Genomic DNA, 16,762 nt, shown 5'->3' with positions numbered 1-16,762 from the left:
CTACGACTCCGGTTCCAGCTCGGCCAGCCTCGCCACCGTCTCCTCGTCCAGCTCCGCGAGGGCTCGTAGCTGGTCGGGGGTGACCCCGTCGGGGATCGGCACCGGCGCGGGCGTCCTGAGCGGCGGCTGCCAGCCGTCGGTGGTGGTCCAGCGGCGTACGACACGGGCGGGCGCCCCCGCCACCACGGCATGGTCGGGCACGTCACCGCGGACCACGGCACCGGCGGCCACCACCACGTTCCGCCCGATCCGTGCGCCCGGCAGGATCACCGCACCGGTGCCGATCCAGCAGCCCGGCCCGATCTCCACCGGCTCCATGCGCGGCCACTGCTTGCCGATGGGCTCGTGCGGGTCGTCGTAGGAGTGGTTCGTGGACGTCACGTAGACATACGGCCCGAAGTAGCAGTCGCTGCCGATGGTCACCGTGGTGTCGGCGATGACATGGCTGCCGCGGCCCAGCACGACACCGTCGCCGATGCGCAGGATCGGGTCCGGGCCGAGGTCGAGGTCGGGCATCAGGCCCGCGGTGAGGGTGACCTGCTCGCCGACGATGCAGTGGGAGCCGATGTGGATCCAGGCTTCGCCGAAGACGGTGCCGAGCGGGAAGGCGAGCCGGGTGGCTTCACCGATCGAGCCGAAGCGGAAGCGGCCGGGGCGCTCGGCCGTCACCGAGCCCGTGCGCTGGACCCAGGACCAGCCCGAATGGACGGCGCGCTGCGCGAGGCTCCGCCGCCAGGATGAGAACGTGTTCTTGCTCTTCGGCACGGAGTCACCGTACTGAGCGTGCGGCGCCCTTATGAGACCGAGGGCTTGTGATCTTCGCCCCACCGGGGTGGCGTACCGTGCGGTGGTACCGACAACAGGGAGAGGCAATGGGGCACAAAGCGTTGATCACGGGAATCGGCGGCAGGGAACCGAAGATCGACGGCGAGGCCTTTGTCGCGCCGACGGCGTCCGTGATCGGGGACGTGACGCTCGAGGCCGGGGCGAGCGTCTGGTACGGGGCCGTGCTGCGGGGGGACGTCGAGCGGATCTCGGTCGGCGCTCAGGCCAATATCCAGGACAACAGCACGCTTCATGCCGATCCGGGGTTTCCCGTCAGCATCGGCGAGCGGGTGTCCGTGGGGCACAACGCGGTGGTGCACGGGGCGACCGTCGGGGACGACTGTCTGATCGGCATGGGGGCGACCGTGCTGAACGGGGCCGTGATCGGGGCCGGGTCGCTGGTCGCCGCGCAGGCGCTGGTGCCGCAGGGGATGCAGGTGCCGCCGGGGTCGCTGGTGGCGGGGGTGCCGGCGAAGGTGAAGCGGGAGCTGAGTGCGGAGGAGCGTGAGGGGGTCACGCTGAACGGCACCTTGTATGCGGAGCTCGCCAAGTCGCACGCGGAGATCCACCAGGCATAGTGCGGGCGGTGGGCGCTGGTCGCGGCGGCCCTTCAGTCCCCGGCGGGTACGGGTTCCGGCTCCTGATGAGCCGCCTGCGCCTTCTTGGCCTTGCGCCTGATGATCAGCATCGACGTGAGACCGATCAGCACCGCGACCACCAGGCCCAGATACGAGAACCTCTTCAGCCAGTCCTCGGCGACCACGCCCACGTAGTAGATGACCGCCGTCGTGCCGCCCGCCCAGCAGATCCCGCCGAGGACGTTGGCGGTCAGGAACTTCCAGTACGGCATGTGGAGGACGCCCGCGAGGGGTCCGGCGAAGATGCGCAGGAGGGCGACGAAGCGGCCGAAGAAGACCGCCCACATGCCCCACTTCTCGAAGGACTTCTCGGCGGTGGCGACATGGCCCTCGCTGAAGTGCCGGGGGAACTTCCTGCCGAGCCAGGCGAGCAGAGGCCGGCCGCCCTTGCGGCCGATGGCGTACCCGATGGAGTCACCGACGACGGCTCCGGCGGTGGCGCACGCGCCGAGCACGATCGGGTTGATGCCGGAGTGCTGGGAGGACAGCAGGGCGGCCGAGACCAGGACGATCTCGCCCGGCAGCGGGATGCCCAGGCTCTCCAGACCGATGACCAGTGCCACCACGGCGTAGACGGCTGCCGCGGGCACCGTGTCGAGCCACTCCTGGACGTGCAACGCCGGTTCCTCCCGATTCGTAACCCTTTGGTTCCTGTGTTCCCGGCGTGCGCCGCACGGGGGCGCACGCCGGGAAGCCTACCGGGTCAGCCTGCCGGGGCGCTGTCCCACAGATCGCACTGGTGTTCCTGATGGACAGTGGTGCTCAGGGTGTTTCCGCCCTTGGACGCGGTCTTCAGGGAGAGGACCACGCCCGGGCCGGTGGGCATCGGAGGCTGCCCCGCGGCCCGCGGCACACCGTCCCGTACGAAGGATCCCCAGTACTGGACCATCTGCCGCGACAACGCCTTCTGCTCGGCGTTCAGCGGGCTCTCCAGTCCGAAGTGCTTGAAGAGGTACTGGATCTCGTTGACGTGTGTCGCACCGAAGTCGAAGTCCGTGTGCAGGTTGCGCAGGGAGGCGAAGGGCGGAGAGGTGCGGTCCGCGAACTCGTACGAGTAGACCGGACCGCGGGTGGCGAGCAGGCCGTCGAGTCGCAGCGCCGGGCAGCTGAACAGGACGTCGCCCAGTGCGGTGGCGAAGCCGATGGTCGGCGTCGGGTAGGCCGACATCGGATAGCGCTGCAGTGCCTGCTCGCCGAAGTCGTTCCGCATGACCTGCGGGTACTGCTCGGCGGTGAGCGGTGTGCCGTTCAGGTCGAAGCTGGAGAAGGCGAACAGCCGGGCCTCGTCCTTGTTCGCGCCGTTGATCACGGGCACCCGCGCCGCGGTCCCCTGCGCGACGGCCTGTTCGGGCTGTACGGGCAGGAAGGCGCCCCCGACCACCGGGTTCCAGTCGAAGTCGCCTTGTGCCTCCAGTACCTCGCGGGCGGACTTGGCGCGCAGACACGCCAGGGTGGTGCAGCCGAGCTTCTTGGCGAAGTCGGCTCCCTGGGCCACCGCGTCCTGGTGCGTACGGGCGGCGCAGTCGCCGTAGGCACCGCTCTCGATGATCGCGCCGCGGAACAGGCCCCTGGCCGTGGGTGAGGCCAGCTGGGTGCAGACCGAGCGGCCGCCCGCCGACTCGCCCGCGATGGTGACTCGGCCCGGGTCGCCACCGAAGCGGCCGATGTTGGCCCGCACCCAGCGCAGCGCGGCCTGCTGGTCGAGCATGCCGAAGTTGCCGGAGACCCCGTCGTGCGTCTCGCCGTCGAGACCGGAGGTGGCGAGGAATCCCATCGCGCCGAGGCGGTAGTTGACGGTCACGACGACCGTCCCGGTCTGCCGTGCGAAGGTGTCCGGGACGACGTCCTGGCCGGCGCCGGCGGTCAGTCCGCCGCCGTGGAACCAGACCAGGACCGACCGTCCGGCGGAGTCTTCGGGGACGTACACATTGAGGTCGAGACAGTCCTCGGTGTACGAGGGCCGGTCGTAGTCGGGATCCCAACTCGATGTCTGGACACACTTGTTGCCGAAGTCCTGCGCGGAACGCACCCCTTTCCAGGGACGTACGGCGTGCGGCTCGCGCCACCGGAGCCTGCCGACCGGCGGCTCGGCGTACGGGATGCCGAGGAACTGCCGTCCCTCGGCGGTGGTTTCGCCGCGCACCAGACCCGCTTCGGTGCGGACCACCGGGCCGCCGCCCGACGGTGCGGCCTGCGCCGCCGGGACGGGTGCGACGAGGGCCGCCGCGAGGGCTGCCAGGCCGATGACGATGCGCCGTATCACGTGCCCACCTCCACGTTCACGTTTGTACGCAACCGGAGATCACGCGAGGACGCCCCGACCCACACGGTGCGCCGGCCGGTCCCGAGCACCCAATCGTGACGCTTCGCGTCCCATGAGGACAATGTGCGCGCGGTGACTTCCACGGCGATCCGCCGCCGCTCACCCGCCCGCAGGGTCAGCCGCCGGTAACCGCCCAACACCCGTACCGCCTGGTCGAGTCGGAGGTCCGGAGACGGCCCGACGTACACCTGCGGCACGGCCACGCCCTCGCGCCGGCCGGTGTTGCGGACGGTGAAGGAGACCTCGATGCCGCCTCGGGTCCGGCGGGCCCGCAGGTCCTCGTACGAGAAGGAGGTGTACGACAGCCCGTGCCCGAAGGGGAACAGGGGCCGCACTCCTTCGGCGTCGTACCAGCGGTAGCCGACGTGGATGCCTTCGGAGTACTCCTCGGTGCCGTCCACGCCCGGGTAGCGGCGCGGGTCCCCGGCGACCGGGTGGTGCTCGTCGTCGACCGGGAAGGACTGGGTGAGGCGGCCTCCGGGGTCGCACTCGCCGTACAGGACGGCGGCGGTGGCGGCCGCGCCCTCCTGGCCCGGGTAGTACATCTGGAGCACGGCGCCGGTGCGCCGCAGCCAGGGCATCGAGGTCGAGGACGAGGTGTTGAGGACGACCGTGGTGCGCGGGTTGGCCGCGGTGACGGCCTCGATCAGCTGCCGCTGGTGGCCCGGGAGGGCGATCGTGGTGCGGTCCTGGCCCTCGGTGGCGTCCTCGTAGGCGAAGAGGACGACGTCACGGGCGGCGCGGGCGGCCCTGACGGCCTCGGCGACGTCCTGTGCGCGGGTCGCACCGGTGCTGCGCCGCAGCCGGAACAGCAGACCGTCGGCTCCTCCCTGCGCGGTGATCTTCAGGGTGTGGGCGCCCTTGGCGAGGGTGAGGGTCCTGCGGCGCACGGACAGCCCGTCGGGGGCTGCCGAGACCAGTCCGCCCGTGAAGAACTCGCCGTATCCGGAGGCCTGCGGGAACAGTTCCGTGCCGTCGAGGAGGACCTTGGGGCGGGCCGTGGGCGCGGAGGAGAAGTGCAGGACGAAGGTCCACTCGTCGTCCTCGGGGACGGTGAGCGTCCCGTCGTACGTCCAGACCTTGCCTGCGTCGACGCCCTGCCCCTCGCTGTTGAATGCGGGGCTCAGCGCCGACGGCGGGACCGGCTTGCCGTACAGATCCTCGCCGAGGGCGTAAGTGGCCTTCCCCGCCCGGGACTTGATGGCGTCCAGGGGGCTGTCGGCGTGGTCCGGCACGACGTGTGCGCTGCCGCCGCCGCTGACGAAGGGCAGGGTGCCGGTCGGGCCGATCACCGCGACGGTGCCGCCGCGGGCCAGGGGCAGCGTGTGCTGCTCGTTGCGCAGGAGGGTCGCACCGGCCTTGGCGACCTCCAGGGCCACGGCGGCGCCGGCCGGGGCGTCGCGGTCGGGGCGCGGCGGGGCACTGCCGTCGAGGAGGCCGAAGCGGTCCATGACGCTGAGGATGCGGCGTACGGAACGGTCGACGTAGCGCTCGGGGACGCTGCCGCTCTGCACGGCCGACTTGAGCGCCGTACCGAAGTGGGTGCCGTCGGGCATCTCCATGTCGAGGCCGGCGGTGATCGCCGCGACGGTGCTGTGCGCGGCGAACCAGTCGGTCATCCCCCAGCCGTCGAATCCCCACCGGTCGCGCAGGATGTCCGTGAGCAGGGTCTTGTTCTCGCAGGAGAACGTGCCGTTCACCTTGTTGTAGGCGCCCATCACCGCGCCGACGCCGGCGCCGACGGCCGCCTCGAAGCCGCGTAGTTCGATCTCGTGCATGGTCTGCTCGTCGACGCGCACGTCGATCGACATGCGGTCCTTCTCCTGGTTGTTCAGCGCGTAGTGCTTGACGGTGGCGATGAGGCCCTCGCCCTGGATGCCCCTGATCTCGGCGGCGACCATGCCGGAGGCGAGCAGCGGGTCCTCGCTGAAGGTCTCGAAGTTGCGGCCCGCGTACGGGGTGCGGATGAGGTTGACCATCGGGGAGAGCAGGACGTCCTGGCCGAGGGCGCGGCCCTCGCGTCCGATGACCTGTCCGTAGCGGCGGGCCAGCTCCGGGTCGAAGGCGGAGGCCAGCAGGACGGGGGCGGGCAGCGCGGTGGCGTGCCGGGTGACGCGGACGCCGGCGGGGCCGTCGGCGAGGCGCAGCGGAGGGATCCCGAGGCGCGGGACGGCGGGGACGTAGCCCGCCTGGCCGAGCGACTTCGCGTCCGTGGCGCCGTGCAGGAGGGAGATCTTCTCGTCGAGGGTGAGCTTGCCGATCAGGCCTTCGACGCGGGCGCCGGCCCCCGCCTCGGGTCTGTCCAGTGCGTGCGCGGGGAACGTGAGTCCGCTGGTGGCCGCCGTGGCGACGGCGATCGCGCCGCCCAGCAGACGCAGTGCGGATCTCCGCGAGACAGTGTCGGTCATGGGCCGTCACTCCTTCGGTGTGCGGGCACGACGTTGTGAACCGCAGGCGCGCCCGGCGGCCCGGACTGCGTTCGGCATCTGAACGCAGTCTGCTGCAGGACCGACCCGGCACCCCGTAGGGCACCGTGGGCGCGGCGGGAAAACTATGACCGCTACTGACTCGTGTCAATGAAGCGAACAAGAATCACTCTGATGTCGCCAAGAAACGAAGCTGGGGCCGCTCCGAAGGGCGGCCCCAGATGAGGTGTATGTCGCTGTATCTCCTGCATCTGCGTTGATCAGCGCAGGACGGTCCCGAGCTTTGCGGCGCTGCCCACGACGGCGGTGACCGTGCCCAGCGCGTCGGCCGGGAGGGTGCGCACCCGGTCAAGGGGCGCGGGCGGGCCGGAAGGCTCGGTTTCGCTGCCGACCTGGGTGAACCGCTCCTCGTACTGCCCGTCGTAGGGCTCGCTCCCGGGCTTCCGCTCCGGGGCCGGTGAGCCGGGCGGCTTGGTCACGCCGCCGGGAGAGTCCTGGCCCGTGGGGCGACCGCCGTCCTGCGTTCCGCCGTGCTTGTCCGTGCGGCCCGTGTCACCGAGGCCGGCTTCAAGCGTCCACCGCTGCCCCCCGGAACCGTCCCGTGCGGTGACGAGGACGTCCGTCCGCCTGCCCGGTGCCACGAGCAGTCCCTTGCCGCCGCGCAGCAGGAGCTCCCCGCGGACCGTGAGGTCGTAGCGCACCTCGCCCGCGTGCGCCGCGCAGTCGGCCAGGGTCACCGAGTCCCTGTCGGCATCCGAGTCGAGACACAGGGCGGGGTCGGCGCCGCTGCGCAGCAGGCCGTCGTCCCGGTACGACCACTGCTGCGATCCGGCCGCGGAGCAGGCCGCGAGCACGGCCGTGGCACCGGGCCTGGGCCTGCCGCCCTCGACGTCGAGGCAGAGTCCGGCCTTCGGGTTGCGGAGCCTGCCGCGTCCGACCTCGACGGACTGCTCCGCGGACGCGGGCGAGGGGGAGCGCACCGACGAGGTGCCGGCCGCGGGGGGCGAGGGATGCAGGGTGCTGCTGCTGGGCGCTCCCCAGGTGACGCCGGAGCCTGGGACAGCGTTGTCGTCGGACCAGCCCTTGCTGACAAGCACCGTGGCGAGCAGGACGAGCGTCGTCAGACCGACCCCCACGACGACGGCCTTGGTGTGCTTGCGCGACGGGTCGGGCCGGTGCCGCCCGCCGCCGGAACGCGCTGCGCCGCGCCCCGGCGTGAACGCCAGGTCCCCGCCGCGGCCGGGGCGGGAGTCGAGATACCGCCGGGCGCCCCAGCCGAGCACGGTCTCCGCGAGCAGCACCTCCAGGCCGTCCTCGAAATGACTGAGCTGTTCGGCCGCGTGACGGCAGTACCGGCACTCCATCAGATGCTGCTGGACATCCGGGAGCAGGGCACCACCGCGGCGGATCGGGACGTCGAGGAGGCGGTTGTAGAAGCGGCATTCCTTACCGGGTGCGAGTTCCCGGTGGGCGCGCACACAGCCCACCCGGAATTGCTCACGCGCCTGCTCCAGAGCGGCCGAAGCGGTAGGCGCATCCACCCCCAACAGACCAGCCGGTACGGTTATGGGTTCGGCCTCGACCTCCGCGTGCCACAGCAGGCATTGCGAGGCTCCCGGAAGGGCCCGGAACGCCCGTTCGGCGATGTGCCGCCTTTCGGGCGTCGCGGACCGCGCGGCACGCAGTCCGCGCCCGCCGGTCGGTTTGCGGAGTTCCGGCAGAAGAGCGGAAATACCGTCATCCGAGGCCCACTCCCTGACGGTGTCCCGTACGGCCATGAGGAGTTGGGGCCGCAGGGCGCCGCCGCCCGGCCGGCCCAGCACCCGGTGGAACGCGGCGGCCGCGGCCATGGATGCCGGACTCTCCCCGGAGGCAAGACATATGACTGCGTAGTCGTACGTGGCCCGCCAGTGCCTGGCCAGCAGCAGCGCACCCGCACGGGCACCCTCGGCATCCGGGCCCAGCTGCGCGATGAGGTTGCGATCGGACTCCGCAGAGCCCGATCCGGGACGGGGCGGGTACGGCGGTCGTGGGGGGTTGGGGGATTGCACTGAACCATTTCCTTCCAAGCCGCAGGACGGTAGGCGGATTTCGCGTCCATCGGAAAGCAGGCGCCTCTTTGGTGCATACCTATGTCGGGTCAGGTTCTGGGACCGCTACAGGGCCGCTCACTTTTGCACAATTAGCGCACAGGAAACAAGGAGTTCGAGTGACGAAAGTTCAAAACGCAGCAACTTCAGATAAGTTACCGGCGGTATCCGCACCCTTATTCGAAACCACCGTAGGCGGCTGTCGAGTTGTGTGCACCCCGCGGGCACTCGGTACACGAAACCTCCACTGCCGGGCGGATGCACAGCGGGATCCCACGTTTCTCTCTGCGGGCTCTCATCCGAGCCCGCCAGCATGGGCCGCATGATCGTCCCCCACGCCACTTCCCCCCGTGCGGTCACCAAGGCCGTGATCCCCGCCGCCGGCCTCGGCACGCGTTTCCTGCCCGCGACCAAGGCGACCCCGAAGGAGATGCTGCCGGTCGTCGACAAGCCGGCCATCCAGTACGTCGTCGAGGAGGCCGCCGCGGCCGGGCTCCACGACGTCCTCGTGGTCACCGGACGCCACAAGCGCGCCATCGAGGACCACTTCGACAACGCCTTCGAACTGGAACAGGCCCTTGCGGCCAAGGGCGACGCGGCACGTCTGGACGCCGTGCGCGACCCCGCCCGCCTGGCCGACATCCACCACATCCGCCAGGGCGAGCCGCTCGGACTCGGCCATGCCGTCCTGTGCGCCCGCCGCCACGTCGGCGACCAGCCCTTCGCCGTCCTGCTCGGCGACGACCTGATCGACCCGCGCGAGACCCTCCTCAGCCGCATGCTCGACGTGCGGGACCGGCACGCGGGCAGTGTCATCGCCCTCATGGAGGTCCGGCCGGAGCAGATCCACCTCTACGGCTGCGCCGCCGTCGAGCCGACCGGCGAGGACGGCGTGGTCCGCGTCACCGGCCTGGTCGAGAAGCCGTCCCGCCAGGACGCACCCAGCGGCTACGCGGTCATCGGCCGCTACGTCCTCGACCCGGCCGTCTTCGGCATCCTGGAGCGCACCCCGCCCGGCCGCGGCGGCGAGATCCAGCTCACCGACGCCCTTCAGGAACTGGCCGCGGGCGGCACGGTGCACGGCGTCGTCTTCGACGGTCTGCGCTACGACACCGGCGACAAGGCCGACTATCTGCGCACCGTGGTCCGCCTCGCCTGCGACCGCGACGATCTCGGCCCCGAATTCACCGCCTGGCTCAAGGAGTTCGTCGCCGGGCTGGAGACAGGCACCCGCCCCGGACGCCGTCCGCTGGCGGCCTGAGACCGCGCTCCCTCGGGGCCAGTGGCCTCAGCGGACTCGCCGCGGGGTCACCGACCCGAAAGAGCGCCGGGCCCGGAGGCGAGACACCTCCGGGCCCAGTGCCCAGACAGTTCTCAGCCGTTGGGACGCAACGTCCACACCACGGTCATCTCGCCGGTGACGGCACCATCCGCGCGCCGGATCTCGATCGACACCGGGAACTCGGGCCGCTCCCCGGCATCCAGCTCCGCGACGACATCCGCCACCGGGCGGCCGAGGGTCGCGGTGGCGGTGACGGCTCCCATCGCCAGCTTCTTGTATGCGATCTCGGCGCGCACCGCGAGCGGCACGGCCCGTGCGAGCTGCTCCCCGAAGGCGGCCAGCACGATCGACCCGCTCGCGGTCTCGCCGAGGGTGAACATCGCGCCGGCGTGCGGCCCGCCGACGTGGTTGTGGTACTCGCCCTGGTCCGGCAGGGTCACCACGGCCTTCTCGGGCGTGGTCTCCAGGAACTGGATGTTCAGGGTCCGGGCCATCGGCACCGTCGCGGCGAGCATCTCACCGATCGACATCTGGTCTGCGCTCATGACCGGCATGTTACCCACGAGTAGTCTTCGCTGGCCAGAGGGCTGTTCCGGCGGCGGGGGCGCCGAGCGCCCTGGACGGTTCAGCCGATTCCGAACGCCCCGTGGGGCGGCTCGGGTGACGGCACGGCGTCCTCGTCCCGCACCGGGCGCGCACCGGCGACGAAGGCGCGGATCCCGGGCCCGTACTCGACCCGTGCCGGAAAGGCGTCGGCTGCCGTGAGCCGGGCCAGGGCGGCCGTGTCGACGGGGTGGTGCGCGGCGACGAGTACGGCGTTGCCGAAGCGCCGCCCGCGCAGGACGGCAGGTTCGGCGATCATCGCCAGCTCCTCGAACTCCGTTGCGAAGGTGGCGAGTTGGGAACGGAGAAAGGCGAAGGGCGCGGCGTCGGCGAGGTTGGCCAGATAGACGCCGGTGTCGCGCAGCACCCGGGCGGCCTCGCGGGCGTAGGAGACGGAGGTGAGGTGTGCCGGGACGCGAGAGCCGCCGAAGACATCGGCGACGATCACGTCCGCCGAGTCAGAGGGGGCCGCCTCCAGCCAGGTGCGGGCGTCGGCGGTGTGCAGGGTGACGGCCGAGCCGTCCGGGAGCGGCAGGTGCTCCAGGACCAGTTCCAGCAGGGCGCGGTCCGCCTCGACGACGTGCTGTCGCGAGCCGGGCCGGGTGGCGGCCAGGTACCGGGGCAGGGTGAGCGCGCCCCCGCCGAGGTGCAGCACGTCCAGTGGGCTGCCCGGTTCGGCGACGGTGTCCAGGACGTGCCCGAGCCGTCGCGCGTACTCGAACTCCAGGTGTGCCGGCTCGTCCAGGTCCACGTACGACTGCGGCGCCCCGTCGACCGTCAGCAGCCAGGCCCGCTTCCGGTCGACGTCGGGCATCAGCTTGGCGGTGCCGTGATCGACGTCTCGGGTCACGGGTATCGGCTCGTCCACGGGTCCATTGTCGCCGGTACGGGCACGCGCCGGTGCGCAGACGCCCTGCAGGGGTGCGGGGCCGCATCGATGTGCGACCCCGCCGCGGGGGCGCGACCGGCCACCACCGGCCGGCCGCTCCCCACCCCTCTCAGCGCCTACGGTCCGACGTGCGCACCGCCGTCAGCCGACACGGGTCACCGTGCCCGCGCCGACCGTGCGGCCGCCCTCGCGGATCGCGAAGCCGAGCCCCGGCTCCAGCGGTACGTCACGGCCGAGCTCGACCGTCATGGTCACGGTCTCGCCGGGCCGGGCGACGGCCGTCTCGCCGAGGTCGACGTCGCCGACCACGTCCGCGGTGCGGATGTAGAACTGCGGCCGGTAGCCGCTCGACACCGGGGTCGAGCGTCCGCCCTCGCGCGTCGACAGGACGTACACACGCGCGGAGAAGCGGCGGTTCGGCGCCACGCTGCCGGGCGCCGCCACGACGTGTCCGCGCCGGACCGCGTCCCGCGGGACCCCGCGCAGCAGCAGCGCCACGTTGTCACCGGCCTGCGCCTCCTCCATGGGCTTGCCGAAGGTCTCCAGGCCGGTGACCACGCTCTCCAGCCCGGCGCCGAGCACTTCGACCCGGTCGCCCAGGCGGACGACACCGCGCTCGACCGCGCCCGTCACCACCGTCCCACGGCCGGTGATGGTGAGGACGTTCTCGACGGGCATGAGGAACGGCGCGTCCAAGTACCGCTCGGGCATGGGCACATATGTGTCCACGGCGTCGAGCAGCGCCTCGATGGACGCCGTCCACCGCGGGTCGCCCTCCAGGGCCTTCAGCCCCGAGACCCGTACGACGGGCACGGCGTCGCCGCCGTAGCCCTGCGCGGTGAGCAGTTCACGGACCTCCAGTTCCACGAGGTCGGTGAGCTCCTCGTCGCCCGCGTCGGCCTTGTTGAGGGCGACGACGATGTGGTCGACGCCCACCTGCCGGGCGAGCAGGACGTGCTCGGCGGTCTGCGGCATGATCCCGTCGAGCGCGGAGACAACGAGGATCGCCCCGTCGAGCTGCGCGGCGCCGGTGACCATGTTCTTGACGTAGTCGGCGTGGCCCGGCATGTCCACGTGCGCGTAGTGGCGGGTGTCGGTCTCGTACTCGACATGCGCGATGTTGATGGTGATGCCGCGGGCGGCCTCCTCCGGGGCGCGGTCGATGCGGTCGAACGGCACGAAGGTGCCGGTGCCGCGCTCGGCCAGCACCTTGGTGATGGCGGCGGTCAGCGTGGTCTTGCCGTGGTCGACGTGGCCCATGGTGCCGATGTTCAGATGTGGTTTGGTGCGCACGTATGCCGTCTTGGGCATGGCGATACCTCGAAGCCTCTTCGTAGGAAGGATCAAGAGATGGGGACCCCGAGGACTCGCCGACCCTCCCCCTGCGGGGTCCGCCGGACGATCCGGAGAGGGTCAGCTTCGGGCGCCGTCGACTGCGGCGACGAGAGCGGGAACGGCAGCCTTCGGGGCATCCGCGACTGCGGATGCTGCGAGGTGGAAGGCGTACCGGAACATGAGGTCGATCATTGCCGACGCTCTGCCCGGCGTCGAATGATTTTTCAGGTCATGGGAGTTCGGGCACCGAAACGGCTCGGGCCCCGATGTTCTTCAGTGCCTCCCGGACCGACAGCGGCGCGAACCGGCCGCGTTCCCGGGCCAGGAAGGCCCGTACGGCCTCCGGGTCGGTCTTGGCGTACTCGCGCAGGCACCAGCCGATGGCCTTGCGGATGAAGAAGTCGGGGTGCCCGGACTGGCGCAGGCAGTAGGCGAAGAGCCGCTCGGTGTCGGTGCGTTCCTTGTAGCGCAGCTGGTGGAGCAGGGCGGTACGGGCGACCCACAGGTCGTCGTCCGCGATCCAGGTGTCCATGTCCGCCGTGAGCCGCGGGTCGGCCGCGACCAGCGCACCCACGACATGCGCCGCGAGCGCGTCGACGGTGTCCCACCAGGAGACGGTGGCGACGAGGTGCCGGGCCACCGGCAGGAAACCGGAGGTGCACACGCGTGCGTGGCGGCGCAGACAGTCGACGGCGAAGTACTGGTACTCGCGCTCGGGCAACTGCCGGCAGCGCAGGGCGATCGCCGCGCAGTCGTCTTCGTCGGGGCGCGGCAGGCCCGCCACGACGGTGCGGGACAGGGGCCGGCGCACGGGCGTCGAAAGGCCGAGGAAGGGGGCCACGTCCTTCATGTACGCGCCCATCGCCTCGGCGCGCTCCGGGTCTGCCGCGGCGGCGTAGGTGGCGGTGAGCCGCTCCAGCACGGTGTCGGCGAGTGTGCTGAACGGCACATGCGGTGTGACCTCACCTGTGACGCTCATGGGACGAACCATACGGCGATCACACACATTTGTCGGTTAGTGTCACCGGATGCTCGATGCCACCACCCGCTCTGGGGGCACCGCCACGGCCTCTCCCCGGGCCGCCGCCACGGAGCTCGCCGTCGCCGCACCCGTACCACCGCCGGGCCTCGGCGCGCGCTGCACGCGCGTGCTGCTCTCGCCGTGGTCGCGGCTGTCCCTGCTCGTCGTCCTGCTCGCGAGTGCCGCCGGTGCCGTGCTGCTCTTCCAGCCGCAGCGGATGCTGGCGAACGGCTGGCCGCCGCAGCTCGGCGGGGCAGCGGCGGCCATGGTGTTCGCGGCGGCGTACGGGCTGTGCACCGTGGCGTTCGTGCCGCGGCCGCTGCTGAACCTCGGGGCGGGCGCGCTCTTCGGCTCCCAACTGGGGACCGGGACGGCCCTTGCCGGTACGGTGCTCGGCGCCGGGGTCGCCTTCGGGCTGGGCCGGATGCTGGGCCAGGACGCGCTGCGACCGCTGCTGCGGGGCCGGCTGCTGAAAGCCGCGGACGGGCAGCTCAGCCGGCACGGGTTCCGCTCGATGATGGCGGCCCGGCTGTTCCCCGGAGTGCCGTTCTGGGCCGCGAACTACTGCGCCGCCGTCTCCCGCATGGGCTGGGTGCCCTTCGTGCTCGCGACGGCGCTCGGCTCGGTGCCGAACACCGCCGCGTACGCCGTCGCCGGTGCCCGCGCCTCCGCGCCGACGTCCCCCGCCTTCCTGATCGCCATGGCCTGCATCGCCGTACCGGCTCTGGTGGGCGCGGTGGTGGCCTGGCGCAAGCGGCACCAGCTGCGCGGACGCTGACGGCCCGCTACACGCCTTCCAGGACCATCGCGTTGGCGAGTCCGCCCGCCTCGCACATCGTCTGCAGGGCGTAGCGTGCGCCACGCGCGCGCATGGCGTGCACGAGGGTGGTCGTCAGACGGGTGCCACTGGCCCCGAGCGGGTGGCCGATCGCGATCGCCCCGCCGTGCACGTTGACCTTGGCGAGGTCGGCGCCGGTCTCCTGCTGCCAGGCCAGGACGACGCTGGAGAACGCCTCGTTGACCTCGAACAGGTCGATGTCGTCGAGGGTCAGGCCGGCCCTGTGCAGCACCTTCTCGGTCGCCGGTATGACGCCCGTGAGCATCAGCAGCGGGTCGGAGCCGGTGACGGCGAAGCTGTGCAGCCGGGCGAGCGGGCGCAGGCCGAGGCGGGCCGCGGTCTCGCTGGAGGTGATCAGCACGGCGGAGGCGCCGTCGTTGACGGGGCTGGCGTTGCCCGCGGTGACGTTCCACTCGATCTGCGGGAAGCGCTCGGCGAAGACCGGGTCGTGGTAGGCGGGCTTGAGGCCGGCGAGGATCTCGGTGGTGCTGGACGGCCGTACGCACTCGTCGCGTGTGACGCCCTCCAGGGGCGCGACCTCGGCGTCGAAGAGCCCGTCGGCCCAGGACTCGGCGGCCTTGCGGTGCGAGGAGACCGCGAAGGCGTCCATCTGGTCGCGGGTGATCGACCACTTGGCGGCGATCAGCTCGGCGCTGATGCCCTGCGGGACCAGGCCCTCCGGGTAGCGCTCGGCGACGCCCGGGCCGAAGGGGTCCTTGCCGGGCGGCACGTTCGACCACATCGGCACCCGGCTCATCGACTCCACTCCACAGGCGACGACGAGGTCGTAGGCGCCCGAGATGACGCCCTGCGCGGCGAAGTGCACGGCCTGCTGGGAGGAGCCGCACTGGCGGTCCACGGTGGTCGCCGGGACGGTCTCCGGGAAGCCCGCCGACAGCACGGCGTAGCGGGTGGTGTTCATGGCCTGCTCGCCGACCTGGTCGACGGTGCCGCCGATGACGTCGTCGATCAGTGCCGGGTCGACGCCGGAGCGGTCGACGAGGGTGCGCAGGGTGTGGGCGAGGAGTTCGACGGGGTGGACGTGTGCGAGGGAGCCGCCCGGCTTGCCCTTGCCGATCGGGGTGCGTACGGCTTCGACGATGACTGCGTCACGCATGTGCATGCCTCCACGGCGGATGGACGGGAACTACTCGTGAGTAGGAAATCCAAACTCACCATAGCTCCGAAGGTTGGAAAAACAAACCCTCCCCTAGACTGGGCGTCATGGCCGCCATCAAAGACCCGCGCCCCTGCTCCATCGCCGACACCCTGGCGCTGGTGGGCGAGAAGTACTCCCTGCTCGTCGTACGCGAGGTGTGTCTGGGCAACGGGCGCTTCGACCAGCTGGTGCGCAACATCGGCGCCCCGCGCGACGTCCTGGCCGCCCGGCTGCGCCGCCTGGTGGACGCCGGGATCCTGACGAGGCGCGCCTACAGCGAGCGGCCGCAGCGCTTCGAGTACCGGCCCACCCAGGCAGGGCTCGAACTGGAGCCGGTCCTCATGACCCTCAAGGAGTGGGGCGACCGCCACGTCCGGGGCGGGGTCGACCTGCCCATGGCGGTCGAGCACATCTGCGGCAACGAACTCGTCCCGGTCGTCACCTGCCGGGCCTGCGGCGATCCGGTGCACCACGAGGACCTCACCGCCCACCCGCAGGCCGAGGGGTGGACGGTGAAGGGGCCGACGGCGGCCTGACCCGGAGAAACCGGGATCAGCAGGCGCCCTCTGCCCCACGGCTGCCGATCGTGCGGCAAACCCGGCTCACGAGAGCCCGGGAGCGATCTATGATCCGAGGCGCCCGTCCCCTCCGCTGCGCCGCCACAGTGCGGGCTGCCCACGAGAAGCAGGTCCCCCCAGTGAACAGCCCAGCCGGCACCGACAGCCCTGTCATGAGCGCACCATGGCTCCTCGCCCGCTTCGCGCAGGCGGCGATCGCCGCGGCAGCCGTCGCGGACGTCTTCCGGGCACTGGCCCTCAGAGCTCATGATCTGCACCCCACGAACGCGTCGCTGAACGAGTCGGGTTTCCGATCGATGGTGTTCGTGAACCTCATGACCGCGGCGGCCGTGGTCTTCCTGGTGTGGTTCAGCCGCTGCCGGCGAAACGCACGGGTACTTTCTCCGGGGGCCGCCTCGCAACCCGGCGTGTGGGCCGTCGTGGCCTGGCTGATACCGGTGGTCAACCTGTGGGTTCCGCGCGGACTCGTCCTGGAGGTCCACCGTGCGAGCAGCCTCGGGACGACGGACAAGGACCGCGACGAGGTCCTGGTGAACGTCTGGTGGGCGGCATGGGCAGGGCACACCGTGATCGCCATGGCATCCCAGTTCGGGGGCGGGACCTCGATGCCCCTCCTGGTGGTCACGGAGGCGCTCAACCTGGCCGCGGCCGTGCTCGCGATGTTCGTGATCCAGCGCATCACGGGACTGCAGAGCGCAGCACTGCGCACCGCATCACCGACTCCTGTTGCAGCGCCCTGAGTCGGAACAGCGCGG

General features: G+C 71.4%; 15 protein-coding genes. 5 read left to right on the top strand and 10 right to left on the bottom strand.

Annotated elements, in window-relative coordinates:
• A complete protein-coding gene (locus ACIBW9_RS07620; RefSeq protein ID WP_398952289.1) occupies positions 1-765 on the bottom strand; it encodes an acyltransferase in 765 nt (254 codons plus the stop codon).
• A gap of 107 nt (positions 766-872) precedes the next feature.
• Between ACIBW9_RS07620 and ACIBW9_RS07615 the strand changes: the two genes are divergently transcribed.
• The gene (locus tag ACIBW9_RS07615; RefSeq protein WP_398952287.1) at positions 873-1,403 is read left to right on the top strand and encodes a gamma carbonic anhydrase family protein; all 531 of its coding nucleotides are present in this window, start codon (positions 873-875) and stop codon (positions 1,401-1,403) included.
• A 32-nt stretch (positions 1,404-1,435) separates the two neighbouring features.
• On the opposite strand, the gene ACIBW9_RS07610 is transcribed toward ACIBW9_RS07615, so the two are convergent.
• From ACIBW9_RS07610 to ACIBW9_RS07595, 4 genes are all read right to left on the bottom strand, one after another.
• On the bottom strand, positions 1,436-2,080 hold the full coding sequence (locus ACIBW9_RS07610; RefSeq protein ID WP_398952285.1) for a DedA family protein: 645 nt from the start codon (positions 2,078-2,080) through the stop codon (positions 1,436-1,438).
• An 86-nt stretch (positions 2,081-2,166) separates the two neighbouring features.
• Positions 2,167-3,726, bottom strand: coding sequence for a carboxylesterase/lipase family protein (locus tag ACIBW9_RS07605; RefSeq protein ID WP_398952283.1), 1,560 nt, complete (start codon positions 3,724-3,726; stop codon positions 2,167-2,169).
• Complete coding sequence (locus ACIBW9_RS07600) at positions 3,723-6,194, bottom strand: beta-glucosidase (RefSeq protein ID WP_398952281.1); 2,472 nt, start codon at positions 6,192-6,194, stop codon at positions 3,723-3,725. The genes ACIBW9_RS07605 and ACIBW9_RS07600 overlap by 4 nt, the downstream gene beginning before the upstream one ends.
• 278 nt (positions 6,195-6,472) lie before the next feature.
• On the bottom strand, positions 6,473-8,062 hold the full coding sequence (locus ACIBW9_RS07595) for an RICIN domain-containing protein (RefSeq protein ID WP_398952279.1): 1,590 nt from the start codon (positions 8,060-8,062) through the stop codon (positions 6,473-6,475).
• Positions 8,063-8,624: 562 nt separating this feature from the next.
• On the opposite strand from ACIBW9_RS07595, the gene galU reads away from it, so the two are divergent.
• Complete coding sequence (gene galU, locus ACIBW9_RS07590) at positions 8,625-9,563, top strand: UTP--glucose-1-phosphate uridylyltransferase GalU (protein WP_398952278.1); 939 nt, start codon at positions 8,625-8,627, stop codon at positions 9,561-9,563.
• A 113-nt stretch (positions 9,564-9,676) separates the two neighbouring features.
• On the opposite strand, the gene ACIBW9_RS07585 is transcribed toward galU, so the two are convergent.
• The 4 genes from ACIBW9_RS07585 to ACIBW9_RS07570 all read right to left on the bottom strand — a co-directional run bounded on the left by ACIBW9_RS07585 (position 9,677) and on the right by ACIBW9_RS07570 (position 13,390).
• Positions 9,677-10,129, bottom strand: coding sequence for a DUF4442 domain-containing protein (locus tag ACIBW9_RS07585; RefSeq protein ID WP_398952276.1), 453 nt, complete (start codon positions 10,127-10,129; stop codon positions 9,677-9,679).
• An 80-nt stretch (positions 10,130-10,209) separates the two neighbouring features.
• Complete coding sequence (locus tag ACIBW9_RS07580) at positions 10,210-11,055, bottom strand: spermidine synthase (protein ID WP_398952274.1); 846 nt, start codon at positions 11,053-11,055, stop codon at positions 10,210-10,212.
• A gap of 162 nt (positions 11,056-11,217) precedes the next feature.
• Entirely contained in the window at positions 11,218-12,387 is a 1,170-nt protein-coding gene (tuf, locus tag ACIBW9_RS07575) for an elongation factor Tu (RefSeq protein ID WP_398952272.1), read from the bottom strand.
• A gap of 253 nt (positions 12,388-12,640) precedes the next feature.
• Positions 12,641-13,390, bottom strand: a complete 750-nt coding sequence (locus tag ACIBW9_RS07570) for a DNA alkylation repair protein (protein ID WP_398952271.1) — start codon at positions 13,388-13,390, stop codon at positions 12,641-12,643.
• 49 nt (positions 13,391-13,439) lie between these two features.
• Between ACIBW9_RS07570 and ACIBW9_RS07565 the strand changes: the two genes are divergently transcribed.
• The gene (locus ACIBW9_RS07565; RefSeq protein ID WP_398952269.1) at positions 13,440-14,210 is read left to right on the top strand and encodes a TVP38/TMEM64 family protein; all 771 of its coding nucleotides are present in this window, start codon (positions 13,440-13,442) and stop codon (positions 14,208-14,210) included.
• A 7-nt stretch (positions 14,211-14,217) separates the two neighbouring features.
• Here ACIBW9_RS07565 and ACIBW9_RS07560 read toward each other — a convergent pair whose 3' ends face one another.
• On the bottom strand, positions 14,218-15,387 hold the full coding sequence (locus tag ACIBW9_RS07560) for a thiolase family protein (RefSeq protein WP_398952267.1): 1,170 nt from the start codon (positions 15,385-15,387) through the stop codon (positions 14,218-14,220).
• Between the two features lie 107 nt (positions 15,388-15,494).
• Between ACIBW9_RS07560 and ACIBW9_RS07555 the strand changes: the two genes are divergently transcribed.
• Positions 15,495-15,965 (top strand): winged helix-turn-helix transcriptional regulator, encoded by a 471-nt coding sequence (locus tag ACIBW9_RS07555; RefSeq protein WP_398952265.1) that lies wholly within the window; start codon positions 15,495-15,497, stop codon positions 15,963-15,965.
• A 194-nt stretch (positions 15,966-16,159) separates the two neighbouring features.
• On the top strand, positions 16,160-16,747 hold the full coding sequence (locus ACIBW9_RS07550) for a DUF4328 domain-containing protein (protein WP_398952264.1): 588 nt from the start codon (positions 16,160-16,162) through the stop codon (positions 16,745-16,747).
• Positions 16,748-16,762 lie beyond the last annotated feature (15 nt).

Source organism: Streptomyces sp. NPDC049541 (assembly GCF_044465725.1).
In the GTDB taxonomy this organism is placed as follows: domain Bacteria; phylum Actinomycetota; class Actinomycetes; order Streptomycetales; family Streptomycetaceae; genus Streptomyces.
This window is presented reverse-complemented; position numbering and strand designations above follow the sequence as displayed.

Bases quoted from the DNA above. Each gene is read 5' to 3' on its own strand.
- ACIBW9_RS07615 (WP_398952287.1), top strand. From the start codon at position 873: ATGGGGCACAAAGCGTTGATCACGGGAATCGGCGGCAGGGAACCGAAG.
- ACIBW9_RS07600 (WP_398952281.1), bottom strand. From the start codon at position 6,194: ATGACCGACACTGTCTCGCGGAGATCCGCACTGCGTCTGCTGGGCGGC.
- ACIBW9_RS07595 (WP_398952279.1), bottom strand. From the start codon at position 8,062: ATGGCCGCGGCCGCCGCGTTCCACCGGGTGCTGGGCCGGCCGGGCGGC.
- galU (WP_398952278.1), top strand. From the start codon at position 8,625: ATGATCGTCCCCCACGCCACTTCCCCCCGTGCGGTCACCAAGGCCGTG.
- ACIBW9_RS07585 (WP_398952276.1), bottom strand. From the start codon at position 10,129: ATGAGCGCAGACCAGATGTCGATCGGTGAGATGCTCGCCGCGACGGTG.
- tuf (WP_398952272.1), bottom strand. From the start codon at position 12,387: ATGCCCAAGACGGCATACGTGCGCACCAAACCACATCTGAACATCGGC.
- ACIBW9_RS07570 (WP_398952271.1), bottom strand. From the start codon at position 13,390: ATGAGCGTCACAGGTGAGGTCACACCGCATGTGCCGTTCAGCACACTC.
- ACIBW9_RS07565 (WP_398952269.1), top strand. From the start codon at position 13,440: ATGCTCGATGCCACCACCCGCTCTGGGGGCACCGCCACGGCCTCTCCC.
- ACIBW9_RS07560 (WP_398952267.1), bottom strand. From the start codon at position 15,387: ATGCGTGACGCAGTCATCGTCGAAGCCGTACGCACCCCGATCGGCAAG.
- ACIBW9_RS07555 (WP_398952265.1), top strand. From the start codon at position 15,495: ATGGCCGCCATCAAAGACCCGCGCCCCTGCTCCATCGCCGACACCCTG.
- ACIBW9_RS07550 (WP_398952264.1), top strand. From the start codon at position 16,160: ATGAGCGCACCATGGCTCCTCGCCCGCTTCGCGCAGGCGGCGATCGCC.